This is a genomic window from Kribbella sp. VKM Ac-2569, assembly GCF_004216905.1.
In the GTDB taxonomy this organism is placed as follows: domain Bacteria; phylum Actinomycetota; class Actinomycetes; order Propionibacteriales; family Kribbellaceae; genus Kribbella.
In genome coordinates, this window is record NZ_SGXJ01000004.1 from 418382 (window position 1) to 438303 (window position 19922).

Here is a 19922-nt window from a genome sequence, read left to right on the forward strand (position 1 = left end):
GGCCCATGGTGGGGTCGAGGAACAGACCGAGCGCGGCGAAGGGAACAGGTTGTGGACGTTCTGAGTGCGGCGGAACGAGTGGGCTTCACCAAGCGGGACCAGACGCGGTTCGAGGGCCTGGAGGTCGGCACCGACCCACAGTTGCCCGAGGACGCCGAGGAGTTGCTGGCGTACTGCGGTGTGCACCCGGCTGATCGTGACGCGATGCTGGCGGCGCGTCCCGACCCGGACCGCGACCCGGAATGGTGGGCGATCACGTGGGCGCTTGCCGGAGAGGTCGAGCGGGACCTGGATCTGGCGCTGCCGTCCACAGGCTTCAGGGGCTGGCCGGCAGTGCCGCGGAATGCGTCGCCGGTCGGATTGTTCGCGCTGGCGTGGGCGTTGCTGGCCAACCTGCCGAGGTTGCGCGAGCTCCACGCGCAGCGGGGCGTACCGGAGTCCGTGACTGCCGCAACAGTCGCGGCACTAGGTGGAGTGATGCAGACGCACCGGCACATCTTCGGCTGTGCGGGCGTCGGGCTGATGCCGCTGTGGGGTCCACCACTGAGATTCCGGGGTGCTGACTACGAGATCGGTCGGCATGACTTCACCCGTACCCACATGGGCCTGGGCGATGGAGTGTCCGGCCACGTGCTCTCCATCCACATCCCACCGAGCGGCCCGCTCGACGCGCAAAGGTCGGAGGAGTCGATTGCAACCGCAGTCGAGTCGTTCAAGCGCTGGTACCCGGAGGAGCCGCTCGCGGGGCTTGTCTGTCACTCCTGGCTGCTGGACCCGCAACTGGCCGAGTACCTGCGCCCGGACTCGAACATCATGCGCTTCCAGAGTCGCTTCGACATCCTCCCGCTCCTGACACCAGAGGACCCGACCGAGGGCGACCGTGAGCTGATGCGGCTAGGACTGCACCTCCCAGTACCTGATCATCAGCTGACCGACGAGGACCTCGACAGCGTCCCGCAGGAGACCACGCTGCAAAGAGCGTTCGTCAAGCACCTGCGGGCTGGCGGGCATTGGTACCCACGGACAGGCATGCTGAATAGATGGAACTGACGATTCCGGTTGGACAGGACACGGTCTGGGCTGAGCATCTCGCTGGCGACGGTGTGCCGATAGTGCTGTTGCACCCGGGGATCGGGGACTCACGCTCGTGGGACCTCGTGATGCCCGGGCTCAGCGGGCATCGGGTCGTCCGGTACGACGTCCGCGGCTACGGGCGTTCACCGCAGCCCACAGGTGAGTTCTCACTGCTCGGCGACCTCGAGACAGTCCTCGACCAACTGGACCTGGACCGCGTCCTGCTGGTCGGCTGCTCGAATGGTGGCGGTACGGCGCTCAGCTTCACGCTGGCCCACCCAGAACGAGTCCACGGCTTGGTGCTGTTGTGTCCGGGCGTCGGCGGCTTCCCGATGCCCGCGGAGCCGGAGCTGGATGCAGAGTACGACGTACTCGCTGCCGAGCGGGATGTGGAAGGTCTGGTGCAGTTCGGCCTGCGGCTCTGGGCTGCAGCGGGCTCTGACGACACTGTGGCGGCTCAGCTCCGCGCTGCTGTTCCAGCGTGGTTCGACCAAGGCGAGTACCTGAAGCCGGACCCGCCTGTCTACGACCGGCTGCACGAGATCCAGGTACCGTCCGCCGTCATGGTCGGGGATAAGGACCGCCCGATCCTCGCAGCCGTGGCCGGCGGCACTGCCGCGCGAATCCCCGGCTGCGAATTCATTTGGCTACCTGGCACGGACCACTTCCCGAGCCTCCGCGAACCGAAGCTGGTGACCGACACCATCCTGCGGTTCGCAGGAGCCTCACCGGTGAGTCCAGCGATCTAGTACTGCTGCTGCTCGGCCGCTGTCCACAGCCTCCCGACACCGCTCGAAGCAGTCAGCCAGCTGCTCCAGGCCTGACTCCAGCGACAGCGTCGCCACCGCGGCCGCAGCGTTCAGCAGTACGACGTCCCGCACCGGACCGTGCTCTCCGTCGACCAGGGCCCGCAAGAGCCCGGCGTTAAACGCAGCATCGCCACCACGCAGCTCCGCGAGCGAGGAGGGCCGTAAGCCGAGTGAACGCGGGTCGAACACCACCTCTGATGCAGAACCGCCATGCACCACCCAGAGCCGCGAGTACCCAGTAGTCGTGAGCTTGTCGAGCCCGTCGTCACCGCGGGCGACCAGTGCGGACCGGCCCTGTTTGGCGAGCGCACTGGCAAGTACAGGCAGCATGCGCGGGTTTGCTACGCCAACGAGTTGGTACTGCGGGTTGGCCGGGTTCAGCAACGGTGCGAGCACGTTGAACGCGGTGGGGACCGCCAGCTCACGCCGTACGACGGCAACTTGGCGGAGGGCTGGGTTGAAGCGTGGAGCGAACAGGTAGGTCAGTCCGACCTCCGCAGCCATCTGGGCGGCGTCGGCTGCGGACAGGTCGAGTGGAACGCCCAGGTGTTCGACCAGGTCGCCAGAACCAGCTGCTGATGATGAGGCGGCTCGTCCACCGTGCTTGACCACGGTGACACCGGCAGCGGCGACAACGACGGCTGCCATCGTGGAGATGTTCGCTGCGTCGGTCCGGTCGCCACCTGTGCCGACGATGTCCACGAACGGTCCACTGATCCGCACTGGCGTCGCGTGCGAACGCAGTACGTCGGCCAGCCCGTTCAGCTCATCCGCCGTCTCGCCCTTCGCCCGCAGGGCAATCAGGAACCCGGAGATCTGGGACGGCGAAACCTCGCCCAGCACCAGTTGATCCATCGCCCAGCCGGTGTCCGCCGTCGACAGGTCGGAACCGGCCAGGAGCGCGGAGATCAGACCGGACCACGTCCGGAGCGTTGTTGCCATCGGCATTCCTCAGGGTGCTGGGTCGCCCACGAGGAGAACATGACAACGGCCGCCTCGCAGGAGACGGCCGGGTGGGTACGCGCGGATTCAGGCCGTCAGGTCGACGGCCCACCACATACTCGCGCGCTGGATCATGCCACCGACCTTAGCGCACCCGGATGTGGTCGACGACAAAGCTCGGAACATGGTCCCGCCCGGATTGCTCCGGGAAGTCGAAGACCGCGAGCATCAGCTGCAGCGGGTACGTCGGAGCGCCCTGGCAGCTGCGGATCGCGGTGCCGTCGACGGAGAACGTCGCCGTACCGGCGGACCACTCGACCGCGTACGTGTGGAACTCCCGTACGTCGATCGGCAGCCGCACCGCCTCGAAGTCCTGCGGTACGGCGGGGTCGCGGATGGTCTTGAGGCCCATGCCGACCGCAGCGGACTCACCGGGAACGAGCGCGTCGCCGAACACCTCCATGACACAGATCTCGCCACAGCGATCCGGCTGATCCTCCAGCCCGACCATCCAGAGAGACACCATGGACCCCGGAGCGATGTCGGCGCCGGCCCGGAGCTCGACGTACCCACCGTCCGAGGTCAAGCCCCAGAACGGCTCCTGCTGCTCTCTAACGAGCAGACCGTCACGGTACGGCTGCTGACCGACCGTGCTGCCGACAGGACCCGAGTAGTTGCCCGACTGGATCCCAGAGACCCGCAGGTCCGGCTGGTGATCGCCAGCGCACCAGAGACCCTGCTCTACAGGGATGCTGAGCGTCAGACAGGAGTCGGCCAGCTGGTAGGTCGCAGCGGAGGCGGCGCGGGAGCTCCAGTGCGGTAAGTAGTACGGCGACCAGACCGACAGGTCCAGGGCCGGCGCGTCGAAGTCGTCCGTCATGACCCCATCATCGGCTGATCGGGCGCCTTGTCACATCATGGTGGGCTGATCCGTCAGGGCACTGAGGAGGTAGCGGTGGACGAGCATGAGCAGCTGGCGCGGCGGTTCGAGGAGAACCGTGGGCACCTGCGTGCGGTCGCGTACCGGATGCTCGGATCGCTGCCTGAGGCCGAGGACGCCGTACAGGAGGCCTGGCTGCGGCTGAGCCGTACTGACGTGACTGATGTCGGCAATCTGGCGGGCTGGCTGACCACGGTGGTGTCGCGGGTCTGTCTGGACATGCTGCGCAGCCGCAAGTCCCGGCGGGAGGACTCACTCGACACGTACGTGCCGGACCCGGTCATCGGCCGTGTGGACGGTGAATTGGGGCCGGAGGACGAGGCGGTCCAGGCGGACGCGATCGGGCTGGCGTTGCTCGTCGTACTGGAGACCCTGTCGCCGGCCGAGCGGCTGGCGTTCGTGCTGCACGACATGTTCGGGGTCGGGTTCGACGAGATCGCCACGATTGTGGACAAGTCGCCGGCCGCGACGCGTCAGCTGGCGAGTCGGGCGCGGCGGCGGGTCCAGGGTGCGCCGGCGAGTGACGGCGACGTCAGCCGGCAGCGGGCCATCGTCGAGGCGTTCATGGCTGCGTCGCGGGGCGGCGACTTCGAGGCGCTGCTAGCACTGCTAGATCCGAACGTGCTGCTGCGCGCGGACGCGGGCACGGCGAGCGCCGAGTTCGCCGGACCGGCCGTATCGAAGCTGGTCCGCGGCGCGAAGGCAGTCGTCGAGCAGGCGCTGATGTTCAGCCGTATGGCGCCGTACACCCAGCTCGCTCTGGTCAACGGGCTGCCCGGCGCGATCACGGTGGTCAACGACCGCTTGATGGGCGTCATGTCCGTCACCGTGACCGACGGAAAGATCACTCAGATCGACATCCTGGCCGACCTGGACCGCCTCGAAGTCATCCCGCTACCAGCCTGAGCATCCGCAGCGCCTGCGCCTCCGCGGTCCCCTGTGGATTGCGGTCGGCGCTCGGCCCGCCCGGCCCGATCAGCGTCAGCCAGAACCCAGCCCACAGGCCGCGCGCTGCCCGGAACCGCTCCGGGTCCACGGCGAATCGCCGTACCAACGGGGTCGGGTCGGTCTCTCGCCAGGCCAGGTGCTCGACCAGGTTCGCCAGCTCGACAGTGCGATCACCCATCCCGGCGTCCTCGAAGTCGACGATGCGGACCCGCGCGCCGTCCCACAGGTAGTTGCTGAGGTTGGGGTCGCCGTGGGCAACCACAGGATCATGTACGGCGGTCAGGTCGGGCGGCTCGTTGTCGAGCCAGGTACGGGCCGCCTCGGCGATCACGCCGTCGGTGTCGCGAAGCGCGACGAGTCCCGATCGGGTGCGGTCGACGAGCGCTTGCAGATCGATCGGCGCCAGACCCTCGGACGGGACCGACCAAAGCGCCGAGAGAGCATCGCCCAGAGCTGTGGTCTGGGCGGAGGTAAGAGAACCTCCGAGCGGTTCGCCGGGGACGACCGTCATCCTCAGCCACGGCGGGGGATCTGTGAACAACTCAAGAGGAGTGGGCCCGAGGCCGGGTGCTGCGCGGGACAGCACGGTCAGCGCGGCCCATTCGCGGGCCGGCTCGTCGCGCGGCCACGACGCGTAGCGCTTGGTCAGGGTGCGTCCGGAGATCTCGACCGAGTGAGTCATCGAGAAAAGTTTGGCGCACGTGTCGATCACCGGCGATCTCCTTCGACGTATGGGCAGGAAGCGGATACGGCGAAGGAGCGGGATCAGATGTCTACGCAGGCGATTGCAGCGGTTGCCAGTGACCTCGTGGCGGGACTGCTGGGGGCAGGTTTCAACGGCGCCGTCCGGCTGCCCGGAGAGCCGGAGTACGACGAGCAGCGGCGTTCCGTGATCCCCTCGGTGGACTCGCGCCCGCTCGTGGTCGCTGAGGCGCTCGGGCGGACCGACGTACAGGCAGCAGTGCGGACCGCTCGCGAATACGGCGTACCGATCGCTGTGCAGGCGACGGGCCACGGCACCCGGGTGCCCGCTGATGGCGGGATCCTGCTCAAGACAACACAGATGACCGGCGTACTGGTCGACCCCGAGCGCCGGATCGCCAAGGTCGCGCCGGGTGCTCGGTGGGGTGCGGTGCTGGATGCCGCGCGGCAGTTCGGGCTCGCCCCGTTGTCCGGGTCGCACCGCGACGTCGGCGTCACCGGGTACACGCTGGGCGGCGGAGTGGGGTGGCTGGCCCGGAAGTACGGGTTCGCGGCCGACAGCGTGATCCGCGCCGAGGTCGTCACCGCCGACGGTCGCACCGTCACCGCGAGCGCCGAGCAGCACCCGGACCTGTTCTGGGCGATCCGCGGCGGGACCGGCAACTTCGGCATCGTCACCTCGCTGGAGTTCCGCCTGTACCCGGTCCGCGAGGTCCACGCCGGCATCGTGTACTACGGCATCGACCGCGCCGCCGCGATCCTCCGCCGGTACCGCGACTGGACCGCCACGATCCCCAACGAACTCAGCACCGCGGTCGTGTTGACCCGCGTCCCCGGCACCGAGCAGCGCGCCGTCGCGATCAAGGTCCTGTACGCCGGACCGGCCGAGCTGGCCGAACACCTGCTGAAGCCGCTGTTCGAGATCGCCGGCCCGCGGCTCGCCGGTGAGCTGAAGACGATCGAGTACGCCGACGCCGCGATGGGCGGTACGCCCGCTCGCCACCTCGACTTCCTGGACACGCTGACCGACGAGGTGATCGACGTGGTCACCGAACTCGAGGATGCGATGGTCGAGATCCGTCACTGGGGCGGCGCGATGGCCCACCCGGGTCCCGGCGCCGGTCCGATCGGTCACCGCGAGGCGTCGTACTCACTGATCATCGACCGCGAGGTCGTGGGTCTCCCGAACTCGGGGCGGACGTTCGTGAACTTCCTCGGCGACCCGGGGCGCGCGGACACGGCGTACGGCGCGGCGGATCTGGAGCGGCTGCGCGAGGTGAAGCGGGCCTACGACCCGACGAACTTCTTCCACCTGAACGCCAACATCCGCCCATAGAAAAGCGGCCCGGGTCCCCGCCCCGGGCCGCTTCTCCTGTGTCGATTCTTTGGTGTCGATCAGACCGTGCCGGAGTTTCCGTAGACGCTCACGTGCACGTGGTCGTAGTGGTTCGCGGTCGTGCCACCGCGGTCCTCCATCGCGCGCCAGCCCTCGCTGCTGCGCTGGACCGTCCAGATGTGCTGCGACCAAATCAGCTCGCTGATACCGAGCTTCTTGTAGTTGACCTTCAGCCAGTCCGCGACCTCCTGGCCCTCGGAACCGCTGACCATGATGTCGAGCGCGCGGCCGGTGGAGTGCTCGGAACCGGAGTCGCCCGCCCGCAGGCCGCCGTACGACGAGATGTCCGGGAACTTCGCGCACACCGCCCGGTGCACCCGGATCGCGTCCTGGGTCAGGCCGTCCTCGACCGCCGAGCCGGACTCGCAGGCCGCCTGCGAGATCGCGCCGGCAACGCTGGCGACCGGCTTCGTGGCGGACAGGTACTGCGACTTCACCCAGCGGGACTTGCCGTCGCTGACGACCTCGGCCCAGATGCCGTCGACCTTGCCGGTGACCGAGACCTTGGTGCCCTTCGGCAGCACGTCCAGCAACAGGCCGGTCAGCGGCAGCGACCAGAGGTTCACGTCGGTGGTGGTGTACTTCGTGCCGGTGACCTTCGGCGGCGTCGCGTTCGCGTTCAGATCCTGCGCCGCGCGGGTCTTCACCGAGGTCGGCTTCGGGATCGGCGCCTGCTTCTTCAGGTGCTTGGCGGTCGGGCTCGCCTTCGGCTTAGGCGCCGGAGTCGTCGACGTGGTGCTGATCGGCGGACGCAGAGCGTCCCGGCTGATCGTGGCGTCGCGCGACAGCTGCAGGGACGAGCTGGCGATCGACGCGTCGAGCTGAATGTTCTGGCTGGGAAGTGCGGCGGCCGAACCGGTGGCAACCATCGCCACTGCTGCGCCCGGAATCGCTACCTTCACGAGACCTGGCTGGATCATCTTGACGCGGGATTGTCGGTGCCGCGCCTGTCTATGCCGTCCTGCAGCCACTTCTGGAACCCAATCTGCCGAGACCAAAACGTTATCGACCGGAGGAGTCAAGCACACTTCGCCGCGCCGGTTCGAATCGGCCCCTACTCTTAACGCATTACGAACATCCACTGGCTGGCGTCAGTCGTGATCTGCCCGCTATCCGGATGTGACCGTCCCGACATCAAACGCTTGGTCGGCAAATCGCGGTCGTGATCGCGGTCGCCACGTGGTCGCCGTACCGCTCCGGGGTCCAGTCGCGGAGCAGGACGAGCAACTCGTAGAGCTCGACCGAGATGTACGTCCACAGGACATCCGCGACCTCGTCGAGATTGATGCCGGGGCGGAGGTCGCCGGTCTCGAGCAGGTGCCGGCCGAACATCGTCATCCCGGTCAGCCGCTCGTCGAGCAACGTCTGCCAGGTCTCGCGGAGCGTCTCGTCGCCGTGCCGCCCGTCGCGGATCAGGATCTGTACGCGGGCCGACCGCTGCTGCCGCTCCACGAGACCGTCGACGTACCTCCGGATCTTCCGCCGTACGTCGGGTTCGTCCTGGATCGCACGCGCCTCGGGGCGCTCCGCGATCGGGACGGGTTCGTCGTCGCCGGCGATGACGAAGTCGAAGACCGCCTTGGCGAGCGCTGCTTTGGTGCCGAAGCCCTTGTAGATGCTCTCCGGTGAGACGCCGGCGCGCCGGGCGACGGCACTGATCGTGGTCGCCTGAAAGCCGTCCGCATCGAACAGCTCCTGCGCTGCGACCACGACGTCGCGCCGCCGCAGCCGGGCGCGCTCGCGGCGCGAGGTTGCGTCGTAGTTCCTCTTGACTTCCGCCATCACCGATCCGATGCTTTTGAGTACAGTCACACTGTATCTAATTAATGGGGGATCTGATGAGTACGACAACACAGGCCGGAGACATCGCCGTCCGCAGCATCCTGATCATGGCCGACGGGGAGCGATCCGACTTCGACGCACTGATCCACCCGGAGGCGAGGAACCGGGAGGACGTGGTGGGTCCGGCGGGCGGCCGGGGGCGGGGACCGGCCGCCTTCTACGCAACCGCGCAGTGGCTGCGGACCGCCTTCGAGGGCCTGGCGTACGAGATCGACCATGTGGTTGCCGACGGCAACCTCGTCGCGGTGAACTCCACCATGAAGGGCCGCCACGTGGCGCCGTTCGTCGCGTACGCCGTCGACGGTTCGGTGGACACGGTGTTCCCGCCGACCGGCAGGACCTTCGCCGTCACGCAGTCGCACTGGCTCCGGATCGAAGACGGCATGGTCGTCGAACACTGGGCGAACCGCGACGACCTCGGCCAGGCCAAGCAACTCGGCTGGGTCCCGCCGACCCCGGTGTACCTGTTCCGGATGGCCCGCGCGAAGTCCCGCGCCAAACGCGCCGCCTGACGCGGACCTCCAGGCCATCACAATCACGCACCGCACGCCGCTTCAGGCGTGGGCCGGCGCTGGAGAAGCAATTGTGATGGCCTGGCGGTCCGTGGGTGTGACCCACAGCGCGGCCGTGGTTGCGGTTGACTGCGCGCGTGGGATGAGGCCTTCACGCAGAAGCGGTCACCGAAGTTCGTCTGGCATCCCCGCTGAGATGAGGGTGCCGCGGAGCTCGACCCGGTCGCCGACTGCGGCCGAGACCCGGCCGGCGATCTCCTGCGCGCGCTTGTCGTCGGGTGCGTCGATCAGGAAGAACCCGGCCAGTTGCTCCTTGGCCTCACCGAACGGACCGTCGGTGACGACCTGCTGACCTTCCCGGATCTGCACGATCCGGCCGTCCTCCGGCGGTCGCAGGCCCTCCGAGCTGACCAGTTCACCGGAGGCGGCGAGCTCCCGTTCGAGCCGCATCAACCGGCTCAGGGCCTCGTCGTCGTCCGCGGTCCCCACCCGGTCGACACTCCGAAAGATCATCACGACGTACTTCATGGCCACACGGTAGTCACCCGCGCCGACAGAACCCCGCGGACGAGCCGCGGGGTTCTCGTGCTCTCGGCGATCAGTACCAGTGTGCTCGTCCGCCGACCGCGCGGCCGGTGGAGCCCAGAATCCACAGAACCGCTCCGACGAGGAGCAGCACGATGCCGATGGTCCACAGGATCGAGATGTTCAGCACGAACCCGAGGATCAGCAGAATCAGTCCGAGGATCAGCATGGAACCTCCTTCAACGGGGCCGCCTGACGGTGGCGGCTACGGACGTCCGGTGCCCACCTTCGGGAGGCCGAACCTCCAACAGTCGTTTGAGAAGGAGGCAGCCGGCCAGGCCGATCGCGAGGAAGATCCACACCGTCGCGAACGCGATCCGGTAGCCGTGGGTCAGGGCGACCGGCGTGACTCCCGACGTACTGGCCGTGGCGACGGCGGAGACTGCCGCGACGCCGACGGCGCCGCCGATCTGGAAGCTGGCGTTCTGGAGTCCGGATGCGACACCGGCGTCTTCGCCCGCGACGTCGCTCAGCGAGGCGATCGATCCGGCGACCGTGCCTGCGCCCAGTCCGGCACCGAAGATCGTCAGTCCCCAGAAGGCCAGCTCGAAGTACCCAGAGGTCGCGGTGAGCTGAGTCATCAGCGTCGTCCCCAGTCCTGCGACCACCAGCGACAAGAACGCGACCCGTCGTGGTCCGACCCGAGTGACGAGGTGCTGACCGACCATGGACGCCACCACCGCGGCTGCTGCGAGTACGGCGGACATGAAGCCGTAGCGGATCGCTGACGCACCCAGTGCGAGCTGTGCGTACTGCGTGTAGACGAAGTTGAGTCCGAACGCCGCCAAGCCCCAGCTGATCGTGATGAGGTTGCCGCCGACCAGTGCGCGTGAGTGAAAGATCCGGAGCGGTACGAGCGGTGCAGCCGAGCGCCTCTCCACTGCGACGAACAGTGCGAACAGAGCGGCGGAGACGAGCACCAGGAGGACGGTCCGCGTCGCCGACGACTCAGGTGCCTCGATGACGGCGTACACCAGGACGATGAGTGCAGCGGTGACGGTGATGGCACCGGCCACGTCGAACCCGCGGCGTCCCGGTCCGCGGCTGTCCAGCAACAGTACGGGCGCCAGTACGACGACCAGCACGCAGACCGGCACGTTGATGAAGAAGATCCACTGCCAGCCGAGTCCGTCCGTGACAGGTCCGCCGACGAGCGAACCCGCCGTACCGCCGACCCCACTGGTCGCGCCCCAGATCCCCAGCGCCTTGTTGCGTTCCGGCCCGGACGGGAACGTGGTCATGACGATCGACAAGGCACTGGGAGCCAGTACGGCGGCTGCCGCGCCCTGCAGCCCGCGTGCGAGGACCAGAGCGTCACCACTCCACGCGAGCCCACAGAGAAGCGAGGACCCTGCGAACAGCAACAGTCCGGTGATGAAGACGCGCCGGCGACCCAGCAGGTCGGAGATCCGGCCGCCGAGCAGCAGGAGGCCGCCGAACATCAACCCGTACCCGCTGGGCACCCACTGCGCGCCACCGGTCGAGAACGTCAGCTCCCGCTCGATCGACGGTACGGCGACCAGCACGATCGACGCGTCCAGGATGATCATGAATCCGGTCAGACAGAGCAACGCCAGCGCGAACCAACGCTTCGAATGCGAAACCATCAGGCATCTCCAGTACGGCGGGACGCCCCGGCTGAGCGTCACTCGGCAGAGACGTCGGCGCCGACCGGGTGCATTTCGACATTCCGGATCTGTCGAAGTACGGCGTACTTGCTTCGACGTACCTGTTAACTGGGGGTCACAGCGGCCTCCACTCGGTACAGGATGGTGACTGTGAAGTACATGCTGCTGATCTACAGCAACGCCGAGAGCTGGGCGGGCCTGTCGGCCGAGCAACGCGATGGCCTGTCAGAGGCGCACGAGGCCCTGTCACGGGAGCTGACCGAGCAGGGCCTGCTGGTCAGTTCGGCCGGTCTGGCCGACCCGATCACCACACGGACCGTTCAGGTGCGTGACGACACCACGACCACGACGGACGGGCCGTACGCCGAGGCGAAGGAGCACCTGGCCGGGTTCTACCTGGTGGAGTGCGACGACATCGACCAGGCGATCGGGTACGCGGCCCGCATGCCTGACGCGGAGTACGTCGCCGTGGAGGTGCGACCGGTCATGGACATGTCTGGGCTGGAGATGTGACTAGCTTCGAACTGCTGCTGCGGGAACAGACGCCGCAGGTGCTCAGCGCGCTGGTCCGCCACTACGGTCACTTCGACCTGGCCGAGGAAGCGGTCCAGGAGGCTCTGCTCGCGGCCGCGCAGCAGTGGCCGACGGAGGGCGTGCCGGACAACCCGCGTGGCTGGCTGATCCGCGTCGGGTCGCGGCGGCTCACCGATCTGCTTCGGAGTGAGTCCGCCAGGCGGAGGCGTGAGGAGAACGCGGCACAGCTTGCCACTCCGGAGGAGTTCGTCTCGTCAAGCCCGGAGATCGACGACCCGGGTGGCAGAGACGACACACTGACGCTGCTGTTCCTCTGCTGCCATCCGGCGTTGTCGGCGGCGTCGCAGATCGCACTGACGCTGCGTGCGGTCGGTGGTCTCACCACCGCGCAGATCGCGGCCGCGTTCCTGGTGCCGGAGGCAACCATGGCGCAGCGGATCAGCCGGGCGAAGCGGAGCATCAAGCAGGCGGGGAGTTCGTTCGAGATGCCGCCGGAGGCGGAGCGGGACGAGCGGATGGGCGCCGTACTGCATGTGCTCTACCTGATCTTCAACGAGGGCTACACGGCGTCGTCCGGTACGTCGCTGCACAGTGCCGAGCTGACGACCGAGGCGATCCGACTGGTGCGCGGTGTGCGGAAGCTGTTGCCGGACGACGGTGAAGTGGCGGGTCTGCTGGCGCTGATGCTGCTGACCGACGCGCGGCGGGCGGCACGGACCGGTGCGGACGGGACGCTGATCCCGCTGGCCGAGCAGGACCGCTCCAAGTGGAACCGGGCCGCCATCGTCGAGGGGGAGGCGATGGTGAGCGATGCGCTGTCGCGGACGCAGTTGGGGCCGTACCAGGTACAGGCGGCGATCGCTGCGGTACATGACACGGCAGAGCGTGCTGACGACACGGACTGGCGGCAGATCGTCGCGCTGTACGACGTACTCGAGCAACTGGTCGACAACCCGATGGTGAAGCTCAACCACGCGGTGGCGGTGGGGATGGCGGTCGGCCCGAAGGAGGGGCTCGCCATACTCGAGCCACTCGAGTCGGACGACCGCATGAACCACCGGCTCGAGGCTGTCCGTGCGCATCTGCTCGAGATGTCCGGTGACGCGGCCGCTGCGCGGGAGAGCTACCTACTGGCAGCCCGCCGTACGACGAGCATGCCGGAGCGGACCTACCTGCAGTCGAAGGCGGACCGGCTGACCTGAGGTCGCGTAGGTTGGATGTGTGGATCTCACCAGGGCCTCACTCCTCCGGGAGATGCTGAGCGGCACCGAACTGGGTAGCAGGACCACGCAGTTCGGTTATGCGCTGCGACGCTTCACCACCAGGCGCAGCGGGCTCATGCTGTTCGGACCGGTCGACGACGAGCCCTGGCACCTGACCGCACACCTGGACGACGAGCTGCACCGGGCGGGCGTCGAGGACCTGCGGCCGTCGCTGGTCCGCTGGGCGCCGCCGCCGGGCGCACCCCCGCACCTGTCGATCGGCCTCGATCGCTTGCGCGACGCAGGTCGTGGTGAGTCGTTGCTGGTCGTTGCTGAGGACGCACCCGCCGACAGGCTGCTGGAACGGATCAGCGACGTACGGCGACGCGGTACGACGATCTTCAGCATCGGAAACGGTGACAACGAACTGACGTCGCTCAGCCACGAGACGCTCGTACCCGAACTGCTCGTGCCTGACGGCTTCGGGTGGACGAGTCGATCGCTCGAGTACGAATACGACGAGCCGCAGTCGGCGCTGACCGAGGTGGACTCGCAGACCGACGAGAGCTTCGAGACGGCGCAGCACCTGGTCAGCCTCGCCGCCGCAGACGAAGAGGCCGGCCGCTCCGGGTGGCGCCGCCGGCTACGCAACGCCATCGAAAGGCTGAGTGGCGAGCCCGCCTGACCGAGCAGCACGCCGCGCAGCCCGGTTGATGCCATGCCGACCTCACCTTCAAGGAATGGCCGCTTGAAGGGTGAGGAACCGGGTGTGGATCAGAAGGGTGGTGGGTCGCCTGGGGACCGGCTCACAGAGTTGGGCGTGCTGGCGTGTGGGGTGATGGGACCGCGGGCTGGCGGAACGGTGGTGTACCGGTGACCGGTGGGGGCGGTGAGAGTCACCGAGCCGTCGGGGTTTGCGGTGCTCTTCCAGCCCCAGGCCGGGGTGTCCTTCACAACGTGGTGGTACTCGCAGTAGGGCACCAGCCCGGTCAAGCTTGTCCGGCCGGATTGCCTGAAAGGTGTGGCGTGGTCCCGGTCGCATTCGCGTGAGGCGCGATTGCAGCCAGGCCAGGCGCAGACCGGATGACGCGCCAACAGCGTCTCGGTGACCAACGCGCCAGGATCATGGCGGTGAGTAGAAGCCTCGAGCACGCTGCCATTGACGGGGTCGGTGAGGAGTCGTCGCCAGGTGCCGTCACCCGCGATCCGGCGGGCCATTTCCGCCGGAACAGGTCCGTACCCGCTCAGGTCGCAGGGGTCATCGTCCACCCCGAGGAGGGTGGTTATCGGAATCAGAACCTCGATGTGGGGCCGTCGTCGGTGATGGTCAGGTAACCGGCGGCCGAGCCAGTCGAGGCCGTTGTGCAGCATGTGCTCGAACACGTCAGCCACGACGTCGGCTCGCCGCTGCTCAGCGGTCCGCTCGTCCCTGATCCGCCCACCCGACGTCACACCGGCCGCGGTAGTGGCTTCGGTGGTCGTGGCTTCGCTGGTGGTGTGCGCGGCCGTTCCGGTGTCTGCGGCTGCGGGCGCTCCGGCCCTGGTGTGGTCGCTGTCGTAGCCGTCGGCAGTGCCCTGAGGGGCGTCGCTGGGGAGGGGGTGCCGCGTTTGGCGAGGTCGGCCATGGCTTGGATGACGACCCACATCTGCTGGATCTTGTCGGCGGTGTGCACGACCCACAGCCCGGCCATGCCATCGGCCAGCGGGACGATCTTGCAGGTGCGTTCGGTGACGGCGGCGCGGTGCCGTTCCGTGGTGTCGTGGGTGGTGTGTTTGGCGACCTGGCGGCGCAGTGATGCGTTGAGGTTGGCGTGGGTTTGGCCTGGGGCGCGGCGCAGCACGTGTGCTTCGACGGCTCGCGCGGCGGTGTCGGGGAGGGTGCGGGTGGCCTCAGAGATGGCGAGTGCCTTGGCGAAGCTCAGGGCGCCGCAACGCAGCGCGGTGTGGGTGGCCGGCAGCGTCCCGGTCAGGTGGAGTGCCGTGTCGATGTGCCGGGCCGCGGTGTCAGTGGACAGTCGCAGTGCGGCGCCGACTTCGGCGGCCCAGGATCGTTCCGGATCGACAGGCCGCCCGGAGGAGTCGATCTGGGTGGGGCGGGGGATCTCGGTGGCTTGGGCCTTGCGTTGGCGGTGGAACGAGGCCATCGCGGAGGTTTTGATGGCCGCCGCCCAGGCCTCCATCCGCGCTGCGGCCTTCATCGCCTCGATCAGCGCGATCGGCGACTCGCACTGTGGCCGCAGCTCCTCCAACGCCGCCGCCAACTCGGCACCCGGCGGCAGGAACACCCACGCCGGTGCCTTCCGGCGCAGCATCTCCCGCTCGGCCTCGTCCTGCTCCACCCCAGCCCACAGCTCCCATTCGAGCCCGTCTACGCGCGACATCGGCGGCAGGTCGTCGTACCAGTCTTCCTCGCCCAGGTAGCGCGGAGGGCGTGGGTCCGCGTGGTCGGGCAGGTCATCCGGCGGCATCAGTGCCCAGGCAGCCTCGATTCCGGCGAGTGTTCGCTCGCCGGGAGGCTGTGCCGTCCCCATCGCCGTCATGGATCTATATTAGAACATCTGTTCGATTGAGACAAACCGCGACGCCACCCTGAGGTGTGATGTCTCAGGACATCGGTGACGATTCTGCATCAGGACATCGGTGACTATGGATGTGTCAGGACTTCGGTGACGTTTCGGCCTGGTTTGGGCGCGGTCCACCGGGTCCGCCGTTGCCGATGTAGGTCGTGCCCCTGGGTGCATCGGGCGGCCAAGCTCATCCTTTAGGGCCTCTTCATGCCGCTCCGAGGGGTGGTCGGGGGTAGCGTGCGGTGGGGGCGCTGCAAGGCGATCGTCCGTGCTAAATTCATGCGAAAGCGCGAGCTTAGTCTCTAGTCGGGGCGCAACGGCGCAAGACGCCGAAAGGGCAAGGCCCACCTATTCCAGCTCAACGCTGGGAGGGACGCCATGCCCATACTCGAAACGTACAAGAAGCAGGCCAAGCAACTCCTGCGCTGGCACCGCGACCGCAACTACTCGGTCGGTGGCCGCATCCGCCAGCTGCCGCGATACCACGATGTGACGGATCACGAATCGCTCGCGCTGAACTTCAAGCTTACGGAGGCGCAGGAGATCATTGCGCTCGAGGCGGGCTACGGCAGTTGGGCCGCGCTGAGGGCGGCCGCCGAGTTCTACCGCGATCGCCTCGGGCTCCGTGTCGACTTTCTGCACGGGCATCCGCCGTTCTATGGCTCGGTGTCGCGTGCCTGCGCTGCCTTGCACTTGCGGTTCGTGCATGAGCCGGTGCTCGCTGCAGACACCGCGCGCGAGGAAGGGCTCATCATGGCCTTCATCGAAGCTCGAAACGTCAAAGAGTTGTACGCGGAGTATCTCGCGGCAGGCGTGGAGCTAGCCCAGAAGCTCACCAAGCATGCCTGGGGCGGCACGGACCTCACCGTGCGCCAGCTAGACGGCAACACAGTCGCCTTCGTCGGCTGAACGAAAGCCGCAAGCCGAGTCGGTTGCCTGACACCGGCATCGCCGCGACCCGGCGATCCCGTTCGTTGAATGCGACCGGCCCTCGCACTCGGAGCAGTCAAGATCCAACCGGCTAGGAGAAGCACAGTATGGCTGTGACAAAGGACGGGCATCCGACGCAGGAGTTGCACACGCTGATTGCGTCGGCACTAGGCAAAGAGCCGATTGACTGGCATCGACCGCACACCGGGCTGTCGGCCGCGTCCTTCGTGGTTGGCTTTGCTGACGGCTCGAGCGCCTTCGTTAAGGCTGCGGTCGATGACCAGGGAGCGAAAGGGCTCCGTACAGAGCATGAGATCGTCTCCAGTATCGATAGCGACCTGGTCGCTCGGGAGCTGGCCTGGCTCGAGGACGGAGATCGCCCGGTCCTCGTGATGGAGGACCTGCGTGCTGCGCATTGGCCGGCCGACCATGACCCGGTGACGTGGAAGCCCGGTCAGTTCGATCTCCTGTTCGCGGCACTGCGGCGGGTCGGTGAGCTGCCCCCGCCGGCATCCCTTCCGTCAGCCCGGGACGGATTCCGGCCGCAGTGGCCGTTGATCGAGCGCGAGGCGGATGACTTCCTGGCGCTCGGCCTGTGCAGCGAGGCCTGGTTCAGCGCTGCGCTCGATGGACTGGTGGAAGCGGAGGGCAACGTCCCAGTCGGGGGTGATGCGCTGGTGCACAACGACGTCCGGAGCGACAATCTGTGTTTCGTCGGTCGACGCGTGGTGCTGGTGGACTGGGCCCAGGCCATTCGTGGGAATCCGCAGCAGGACCTCGCTTCGGCACTCGCTACGTTGCCACTCGAAGGCGGCCCGGATCCGTTCGACGTACTACCTGAAGGAGGGCCTTGGGCGGCCCACATCGCCGGTCAGTGCGCTCGCCGGGCCGCTCACGAGACGCAGGCTCCGCAGTGGCTCCGCGTGGTCTTTCAACGTATCGCCGTGATCTGCCTCAGCTGGGCATCCCGCTCGCTCGACTTGCCACCTTGGACCGGAGCCCGCTGGAACGAGATCCGCTGACAATGGCCGCTGATCACACGCCGGTCAACAAGGTCACTCACCGGCAAGGTCGACCACAGGCACACGGCAGGTGCGGCGCGACCAGCGGGTCGGCTTACGCTCCCCTGACTTCCAAGCTGACCATCGCGGCTGAGCGCGCTCACTAACGCGGTTGCTAACAAGAGCCCTGGACATGACAGACGCCACCCTGAGGTGGGTGGGGGCCGATGCGCGGCGTCAGGCGTCGAGGTACAGGGCTGCGAGTCGCGGGAGGCGGGTTTGGAGAGCGTCTTCGTCGTCGAAGTCGATCTCCTTGCCGGCCGGGAGGTCCGGGGTGTCCGGGGCGTCGCGGTCGACTGCCTTCCAGTACGCCGGTTCGTCGCCGGTCAGGTTCTTGTAGGCGTGACTGCCGACGTGCAGCATCCCTTCGCCGTCGAAGCCCTCGAACCCCTCCGGCCGGTCCTCGTCCACCACATCCGCGAGCGAGTCCGGATCAACCAGCGCTGCGTCCCACACCTCCCGCCCCTGTGCGAGCAGCCAGCCCCGGAACGAGTCGAACCCGTCCTCCGAGGCGCCGGAGTTGATCAGGTACGCCGCCGCCCACAGATCCCAGCGGTACGACTCGACCTGCAACCGCGCGAGCTCGGTCCCGAACCCGACGATCTCCTCGGCCTCCGCCGTACCCAGCACCTTGGTCAGCGCGTCCGCAACGCCGTCCGGATCAGCCACGGTGTCATCCACCGAGGCTCGCGCATCCTCGACCAGACCCCAGAACGAATCCCTGTCCACCCCCAAACCATCTCACCGACCCCGGGTCCAGCGGGAGCGTTGATTGAGGATGATCTTCAGATAGATGGCTCAGGCGTTCCAGGCCGGCTACCTGCCAGGCTCGGAGACGGCTGCCCAGCACTGTCCGTGTCCAACGGATCGTCAGGAGTGTCCGGGCGGAGCACGTGACCGTCCTCGGGCTCGGCTCCGTCCTGTGAGGACAACGCGGTGGACGTCAGCGACGGTCGTTCGTCCGCTGTCTCCGGTACCTCGCGCAGTCGCGGCGGCGCCGCCGTCCAGGCCCGTAGGTCCTGCACTATGTCGCCGTAGAAGGAGTTGATCGCGTTCTCCACCGAGTCGATGAACGACCCGCGGCCCCGCCCACGCTTGCTTCCGATCGGAGATCCGAGTGCGATCCGGAACGAGCGCAGGTCCTTCTTCGGGTCCTCGATGAGCAACGCCGGCTGATCACGGACAGCACGCAGCAACTCCGCCGTACCGGCCCCTCGGCCATGCATCACGAAGGCTTCGACCCTCGTCGAGTCCGGTGCGTGCCTGAGTTGGCGCAGAAGCCAGTTGACCCGCGTAGTAGCCCGGCCGTCCCGCGGTGCGGCGATGTCGACGTGACAGGTGACAACCCCTGCACGGAGGTCCGTCGTGACGACCAGCGGTCCCACCGTGTTCGGGATGTTGATCGCTCCCTGAAGGGTCCCGTGCGTGCTCATCGAGTGCACCAGTGACTGCGAGCGCAGTGTGGGATCGGCCAGTTCCTTTCGGGACAGTGCCGGCGTGACATCGTCACCGAGCTTCCGCCCGAGTTGAAGGCTTACGTACGTGAGGAGTGCATCGAACCGAGCAGCGACCTCGGGTGCGCATTTGTCTCCGGGGCGGAGTGTGCCGGAGGCAACGGCTTCCCGGGTCGTCACCCACGAAGGACCCATGTCTTCGAATTGGAGAGCTCCTGACCGCGGATGCTCGAGGTAGCGGACCAGCTCGCCGAGGATCCACGCCTGGTCAGGGTCGGCGACGCCCCGATGTTCCTTCTGCAGCACGGCCTGCGCGAGGACCATCGACCAGGACCAGTGATGCAAGGCGACCCGCTTGAGCTTCCGCTTGTCGACCTTGGTCGGGTGCACCCCGGCGATGGCCGGAATCTCGTTCGAGATCGTGATGACAGCATCGAATCCCTGCTCACGGGCGATGTCGAGGTAGGCCTCGAGTTGTTCCGCGTCCAGTGCGTTGACGCCGGTCTTCACCTCGACGAGCGCCGTCCATTCTTTCTGGCCGCGCCGCGAACGCAGAAGTCCGTCCGGATACAGGCGCCGCTCGCCCAGGTAGAACGGCACCTCGATGTACGTCTCCAGTTGCGCTGCTGGTGCCCCCAACGACTGCGTCAGAACCCGGCCGAACTCGCGTACCGACGACATCACGGCGAGCAGAGCGGAGGTTGCCCGGCGCTCCTGTTCGTCGGCGCCGTTGATTCCCGACGTCGGTATCAGACGTGCCTGATTCCAGCTTTCCTCTGCCATTTGCCATCCCCCA

General features: G+C 67.4%; 21 protein-coding genes. 10 read left to right on the plus strand and 11 right to left on the minus strand.

Annotation, left to right across the window (positions count from 1 at the left end; translation table 11 throughout):
- Nucleotides 1-51: 51 nt before the first annotated feature.
- The gene (locus EV649_RS28515) at nt 52-1050 is read left to right on the plus strand and encodes an acyltransferase domain-containing protein (RefSeq protein ID WP_130386685.1); all 999 of its coding nucleotides are present in this window, start codon (nt 52-54) and stop codon (nt 1048-1050) included.
- Nucleotides 1041-1823 carry an alpha/beta hydrolase gene (locus EV649_RS28520; RefSeq protein ID WP_130386686.1) on the plus strand — a complete coding sequence of 261 codons (783 nt, stop codon included), beginning with the start codon at nt 1041-1043 and terminating at the stop codon, nt 1821-1823. Before EV649_RS28515 ends, EV649_RS28520 begins: the two co-directional genes overlap by 10 nt.
- Here the strand turns inward: EV649_RS28520 and trpD are convergent.
- Nucleotides 1800-2825, minus strand: coding sequence for an anthranilate phosphoribosyltransferase (gene trpD, locus EV649_RS28525; protein WP_241998775.1), 1026 nt, complete (start codon nt 2823-2825; stop codon nt 1800-1802). The two genes, EV649_RS28520 and trpD, sit on opposite strands and share 24 nt — an antisense overlap.
- Before the next feature lie 145 nt (nt 2826-2970).
- A complete protein-coding gene (locus EV649_RS28530; protein WP_130386688.1) occupies nt 2971-3705 on the minus strand; it encodes a glycoside hydrolase family 16 protein in 735 nt (244 codons plus the stop codon).
- Nucleotides 3706-3780: 75 nt separating this feature from the next.
- Between EV649_RS28530 and sigJ the strand changes: the two genes are divergently transcribed.
- Nucleotides 3781-4671 (plus strand): RNA polymerase sigma factor SigJ, encoded by an 891-nt coding sequence (gene sigJ, locus EV649_RS28535; RefSeq protein ID WP_130386689.1) that lies wholly within the window; start codon nt 3781-3783, stop codon nt 4669-4671.
- Here sigJ and EV649_RS28540 read toward each other — a convergent pair.
- Nucleotides 4652-5395: an aminoglycoside phosphotransferase family protein gene (locus tag EV649_RS28540; RefSeq protein WP_130386690.1), complete on the minus strand. Its 744-nt coding sequence runs from the start codon at nt 5393-5395 to the stop codon at nt 4652-4654. The two genes, sigJ and EV649_RS28540, sit on opposite strands and share 20 nt — an antisense overlap.
- Before the next feature lie 87 nt (nt 5396-5482).
- On the opposite strand from EV649_RS28540, the gene EV649_RS28545 reads away from it, so the two are divergent.
- Nucleotides 5483-6751: an FAD-dependent oxidoreductase gene (locus EV649_RS28545; protein ID WP_130386691.1), complete on the plus strand. Its 1269-nt coding sequence runs from the start codon at nt 5483-5485 to the stop codon at nt 6749-6751.
- 59 nt (nt 6752-6810) lie between these two features.
- On the opposite strand, the gene EV649_RS28550 is transcribed toward EV649_RS28545, so the two are convergent.
- Both EV649_RS28550 and EV649_RS28555 read right to left on the minus strand, forming a co-directional pair.
- The gene (locus EV649_RS28550) at nt 6811-7713 is read right to left on the minus strand and encodes an SH3 domain-containing protein (RefSeq protein ID WP_241998776.1); all 903 of its coding nucleotides are present in this window, start codon (nt 7711-7713) and stop codon (nt 6811-6813) included.
- 232 nt (nt 7714-7945) lie between these two features.
- Nucleotides 7946-8593 (minus strand): TetR/AcrR family transcriptional regulator, encoded by a 648-nt coding sequence (locus tag EV649_RS28555; protein ID WP_130386693.1) that lies wholly within the window; start codon nt 8591-8593, stop codon nt 7946-7948.
- A gap of 56 nt (nt 8594-8649) precedes the next feature.
- Between EV649_RS28555 and EV649_RS28560 the strand changes: the two genes are divergently transcribed.
- Complete coding sequence (locus EV649_RS28560) at nt 8650-9165, plus strand: ester cyclase (RefSeq protein ID WP_130386694.1); 516 nt, start codon at nt 8650-8652, stop codon at nt 9163-9165.
- A gap of 165 nt (nt 9166-9330) precedes the next feature.
- Here the strand turns inward: EV649_RS28560 and EV649_RS28565 are convergent, their stop codons facing one another.
- The 3 genes from EV649_RS28565 to EV649_RS28570 form a co-directional block, all read right to left on the minus strand.
- Nucleotides 9331-9693: a YciI family protein gene (locus EV649_RS28565; protein ID WP_130386695.1), complete on the minus strand. Its 363-nt coding sequence runs from the start codon at nt 9691-9693 to the stop codon at nt 9331-9333.
- Between the two features lie 70 nt (nt 9694-9763).
- Nucleotides 9764-9919, minus strand: a complete 156-nt coding sequence (locus EV649_RS41270; protein ID WP_198682745.1) for a DUF6131 family protein — start codon at nt 9917-9919, stop codon at nt 9764-9766.
- 10 nt (nt 9920-9929) lie between these two features.
- The gene (locus EV649_RS28570; RefSeq protein WP_130386696.1) at nt 9930-11357 is read right to left on the minus strand and encodes an MFS transporter; all 1428 of its coding nucleotides are present in this window, start codon (nt 11355-11357) and stop codon (nt 9930-9932) included.
- Between the two features lie 180 nt (nt 11358-11537).
- On the opposite strand from EV649_RS28570, the gene EV649_RS28575 reads away from it, so the two are divergent.
- Genes EV649_RS28575 through EV649_RS28585 form a run of 3 tightly spaced genes read left to right on the plus strand, consistent with a single transcriptional unit; the run spans nt 11538 to nt 13799 of the window.
- Nucleotides 11538-11891 (plus strand): YciI family protein, encoded by a 354-nt coding sequence (locus tag EV649_RS28575; RefSeq protein ID WP_241998887.1) that lies wholly within the window; start codon nt 11538-11540, stop codon nt 11889-11891.
- On the plus strand, nt 11888-13114 hold the full coding sequence (locus EV649_RS28580; protein ID WP_130386698.1) for a DUF6596 domain-containing protein: 1227 nt from the start codon (nt 11888-11890) through the stop codon (nt 13112-13114). Before EV649_RS28575 ends, EV649_RS28580 begins: the two co-directional genes overlap by 4 nt.
- Nucleotides 13115-13133: 19 nt before the next feature.
- The gene (locus tag EV649_RS28585) at nt 13134-13799 is read left to right on the plus strand and encodes a hypothetical protein (protein ID WP_130386699.1); all 666 of its coding nucleotides are present in this window, start codon (nt 13134-13136) and stop codon (nt 13797-13799) included.
- A gap of 763 nt (nt 13800-14562) precedes the next feature.
- Here the strand turns inward: EV649_RS28585 and EV649_RS28595 are convergent.
- Nucleotides 14563-15654 (minus strand): DUF222 domain-containing protein, encoded by a 1092-nt coding sequence (locus tag EV649_RS28595; protein ID WP_130386701.1) that lies wholly within the window; start codon nt 15652-15654, stop codon nt 14563-14565.
- A gap of 405 nt (nt 15655-16059) precedes the next feature.
- Between EV649_RS28595 and EV649_RS28600 the strand changes: the two genes are divergently transcribed.
- Nucleotides 16060-16590 (plus strand): VOC family protein, encoded by a 531-nt coding sequence (locus EV649_RS28600; RefSeq protein ID WP_130386702.1) that lies wholly within the window; start codon nt 16060-16062, stop codon nt 16588-16590.
- Between the two features lie 128 nt (nt 16591-16718).
- Nucleotides 16719-17633, plus strand: coding sequence for a phosphotransferase (locus EV649_RS28605; RefSeq protein WP_130386703.1), 915 nt, complete (start codon nt 16719-16721; stop codon nt 17631-17633).
- Between the two features lie 216 nt (nt 17634-17849).
- On the opposite strand, the gene EV649_RS28610 is transcribed toward EV649_RS28605, so the two are convergent.
- Both EV649_RS28610 and EV649_RS28615 read right to left on the minus strand, forming a co-directional pair.
- On the minus strand, nt 17850-18401 hold the full coding sequence (locus EV649_RS28610) for a DUF4240 domain-containing protein (protein ID WP_130386704.1): 552 nt from the start codon (nt 18399-18401) through the stop codon (nt 17850-17852).
- A gap of 56 nt (nt 18402-18457) precedes the next feature.
- Complete coding sequence (locus EV649_RS28615) at nt 18458-19909, minus strand: hypothetical protein (protein WP_198682746.1); 1452 nt, start codon at nt 19907-19909, stop codon at nt 18458-18460.
- Nucleotides 19910-19922: the final 13 nt, after the last annotated feature.

Excerpts from the sequence above, each read along its gene's own strand:
- EV649_RS28520 (WP_130386686.1), top strand. The coding sequence starts at position 1,041 with ATGGAACTGACGATTCCGGTTGGACAGGACACGGTCTGGGCTGAGCAT.
- trpD (WP_241998775.1), bottom strand. The coding sequence starts at position 2,825 with ATGGCAACAACGCTCCGGACGTGGTCCGGTCTGATCTCCGCGCTCCTG.
- EV649_RS28530 (WP_130386688.1), bottom strand. The coding sequence starts at position 3,705 with ATGACGGACGACTTCGACGCGCCGGCCCTGGACCTGTCGGTCTGGTCG.
- EV649_RS28540 (WP_130386690.1), bottom strand. The coding sequence starts at position 5,395 with ATGACTCACTCGGTCGAGATCTCCGGACGCACCCTGACCAAGCGCTAC.
- EV649_RS28545 (WP_130386691.1), top strand. The coding sequence starts at position 5,483 with ATGTCTACGCAGGCGATTGCAGCGGTTGCCAGTGACCTCGTGGCGGGA.
- EV649_RS28555 (WP_130386693.1), bottom strand. The coding sequence starts at position 8,593 with ATGGCGGAAGTCAAGAGGAACTACGACGCAACCTCGCGCCGCGAGCGC.
- EV649_RS28560 (WP_130386694.1), top strand. The coding sequence starts at position 8,650 with ATGAGTACGACAACACAGGCCGGAGACATCGCCGTCCGCAGCATCCTG.
- EV649_RS28565 (WP_130386695.1), bottom strand. The coding sequence starts at position 9,693 with ATGAAGTACGTCGTGATGATCTTTCGGAGTGTCGACCGGGTGGGGACC.
- EV649_RS41270 (WP_198682745.1), bottom strand. The coding sequence starts at position 9,919 with ATGCTGATCCTCGGACTGATTCTGCTGATCCTCGGGTTCGTGCTGAAC.
- EV649_RS28570 (WP_130386696.1), bottom strand. The coding sequence starts at position 11,357 with ATGGTTTCGCATTCGAAGCGTTGGTTCGCGCTGGCGTTGCTCTGTCTG.
- EV649_RS28575 (WP_241998887.1), top strand. The coding sequence starts at position 11,538 with ATGCTGCTGATCTACAGCAACGCCGAGAGCTGGGCGGGCCTGTCGGCC.
- EV649_RS28595 (WP_130386701.1), bottom strand. The coding sequence starts at position 15,654 with ATGACGGCGATGGGGACGGCACAGCCTCCCGGCGAGCGAACACTCGCC.
- EV649_RS28600 (WP_130386702.1), top strand. The coding sequence starts at position 16,060 with ATGCCCATACTCGAAACGTACAAGAAGCAGGCCAAGCAACTCCTGCGC.
- EV649_RS28605 (WP_130386703.1), top strand. The coding sequence starts at position 16,719 with ATGGCTGTGACAAAGGACGGGCATCCGACGCAGGAGTTGCACACGCTG.
- EV649_RS28615 (WP_198682746.1), bottom strand. The coding sequence starts at position 19,909 with ATGGCAGAGGAAAGCTGGAATCAGGCACGTCTGATACCGACGTCGGGA.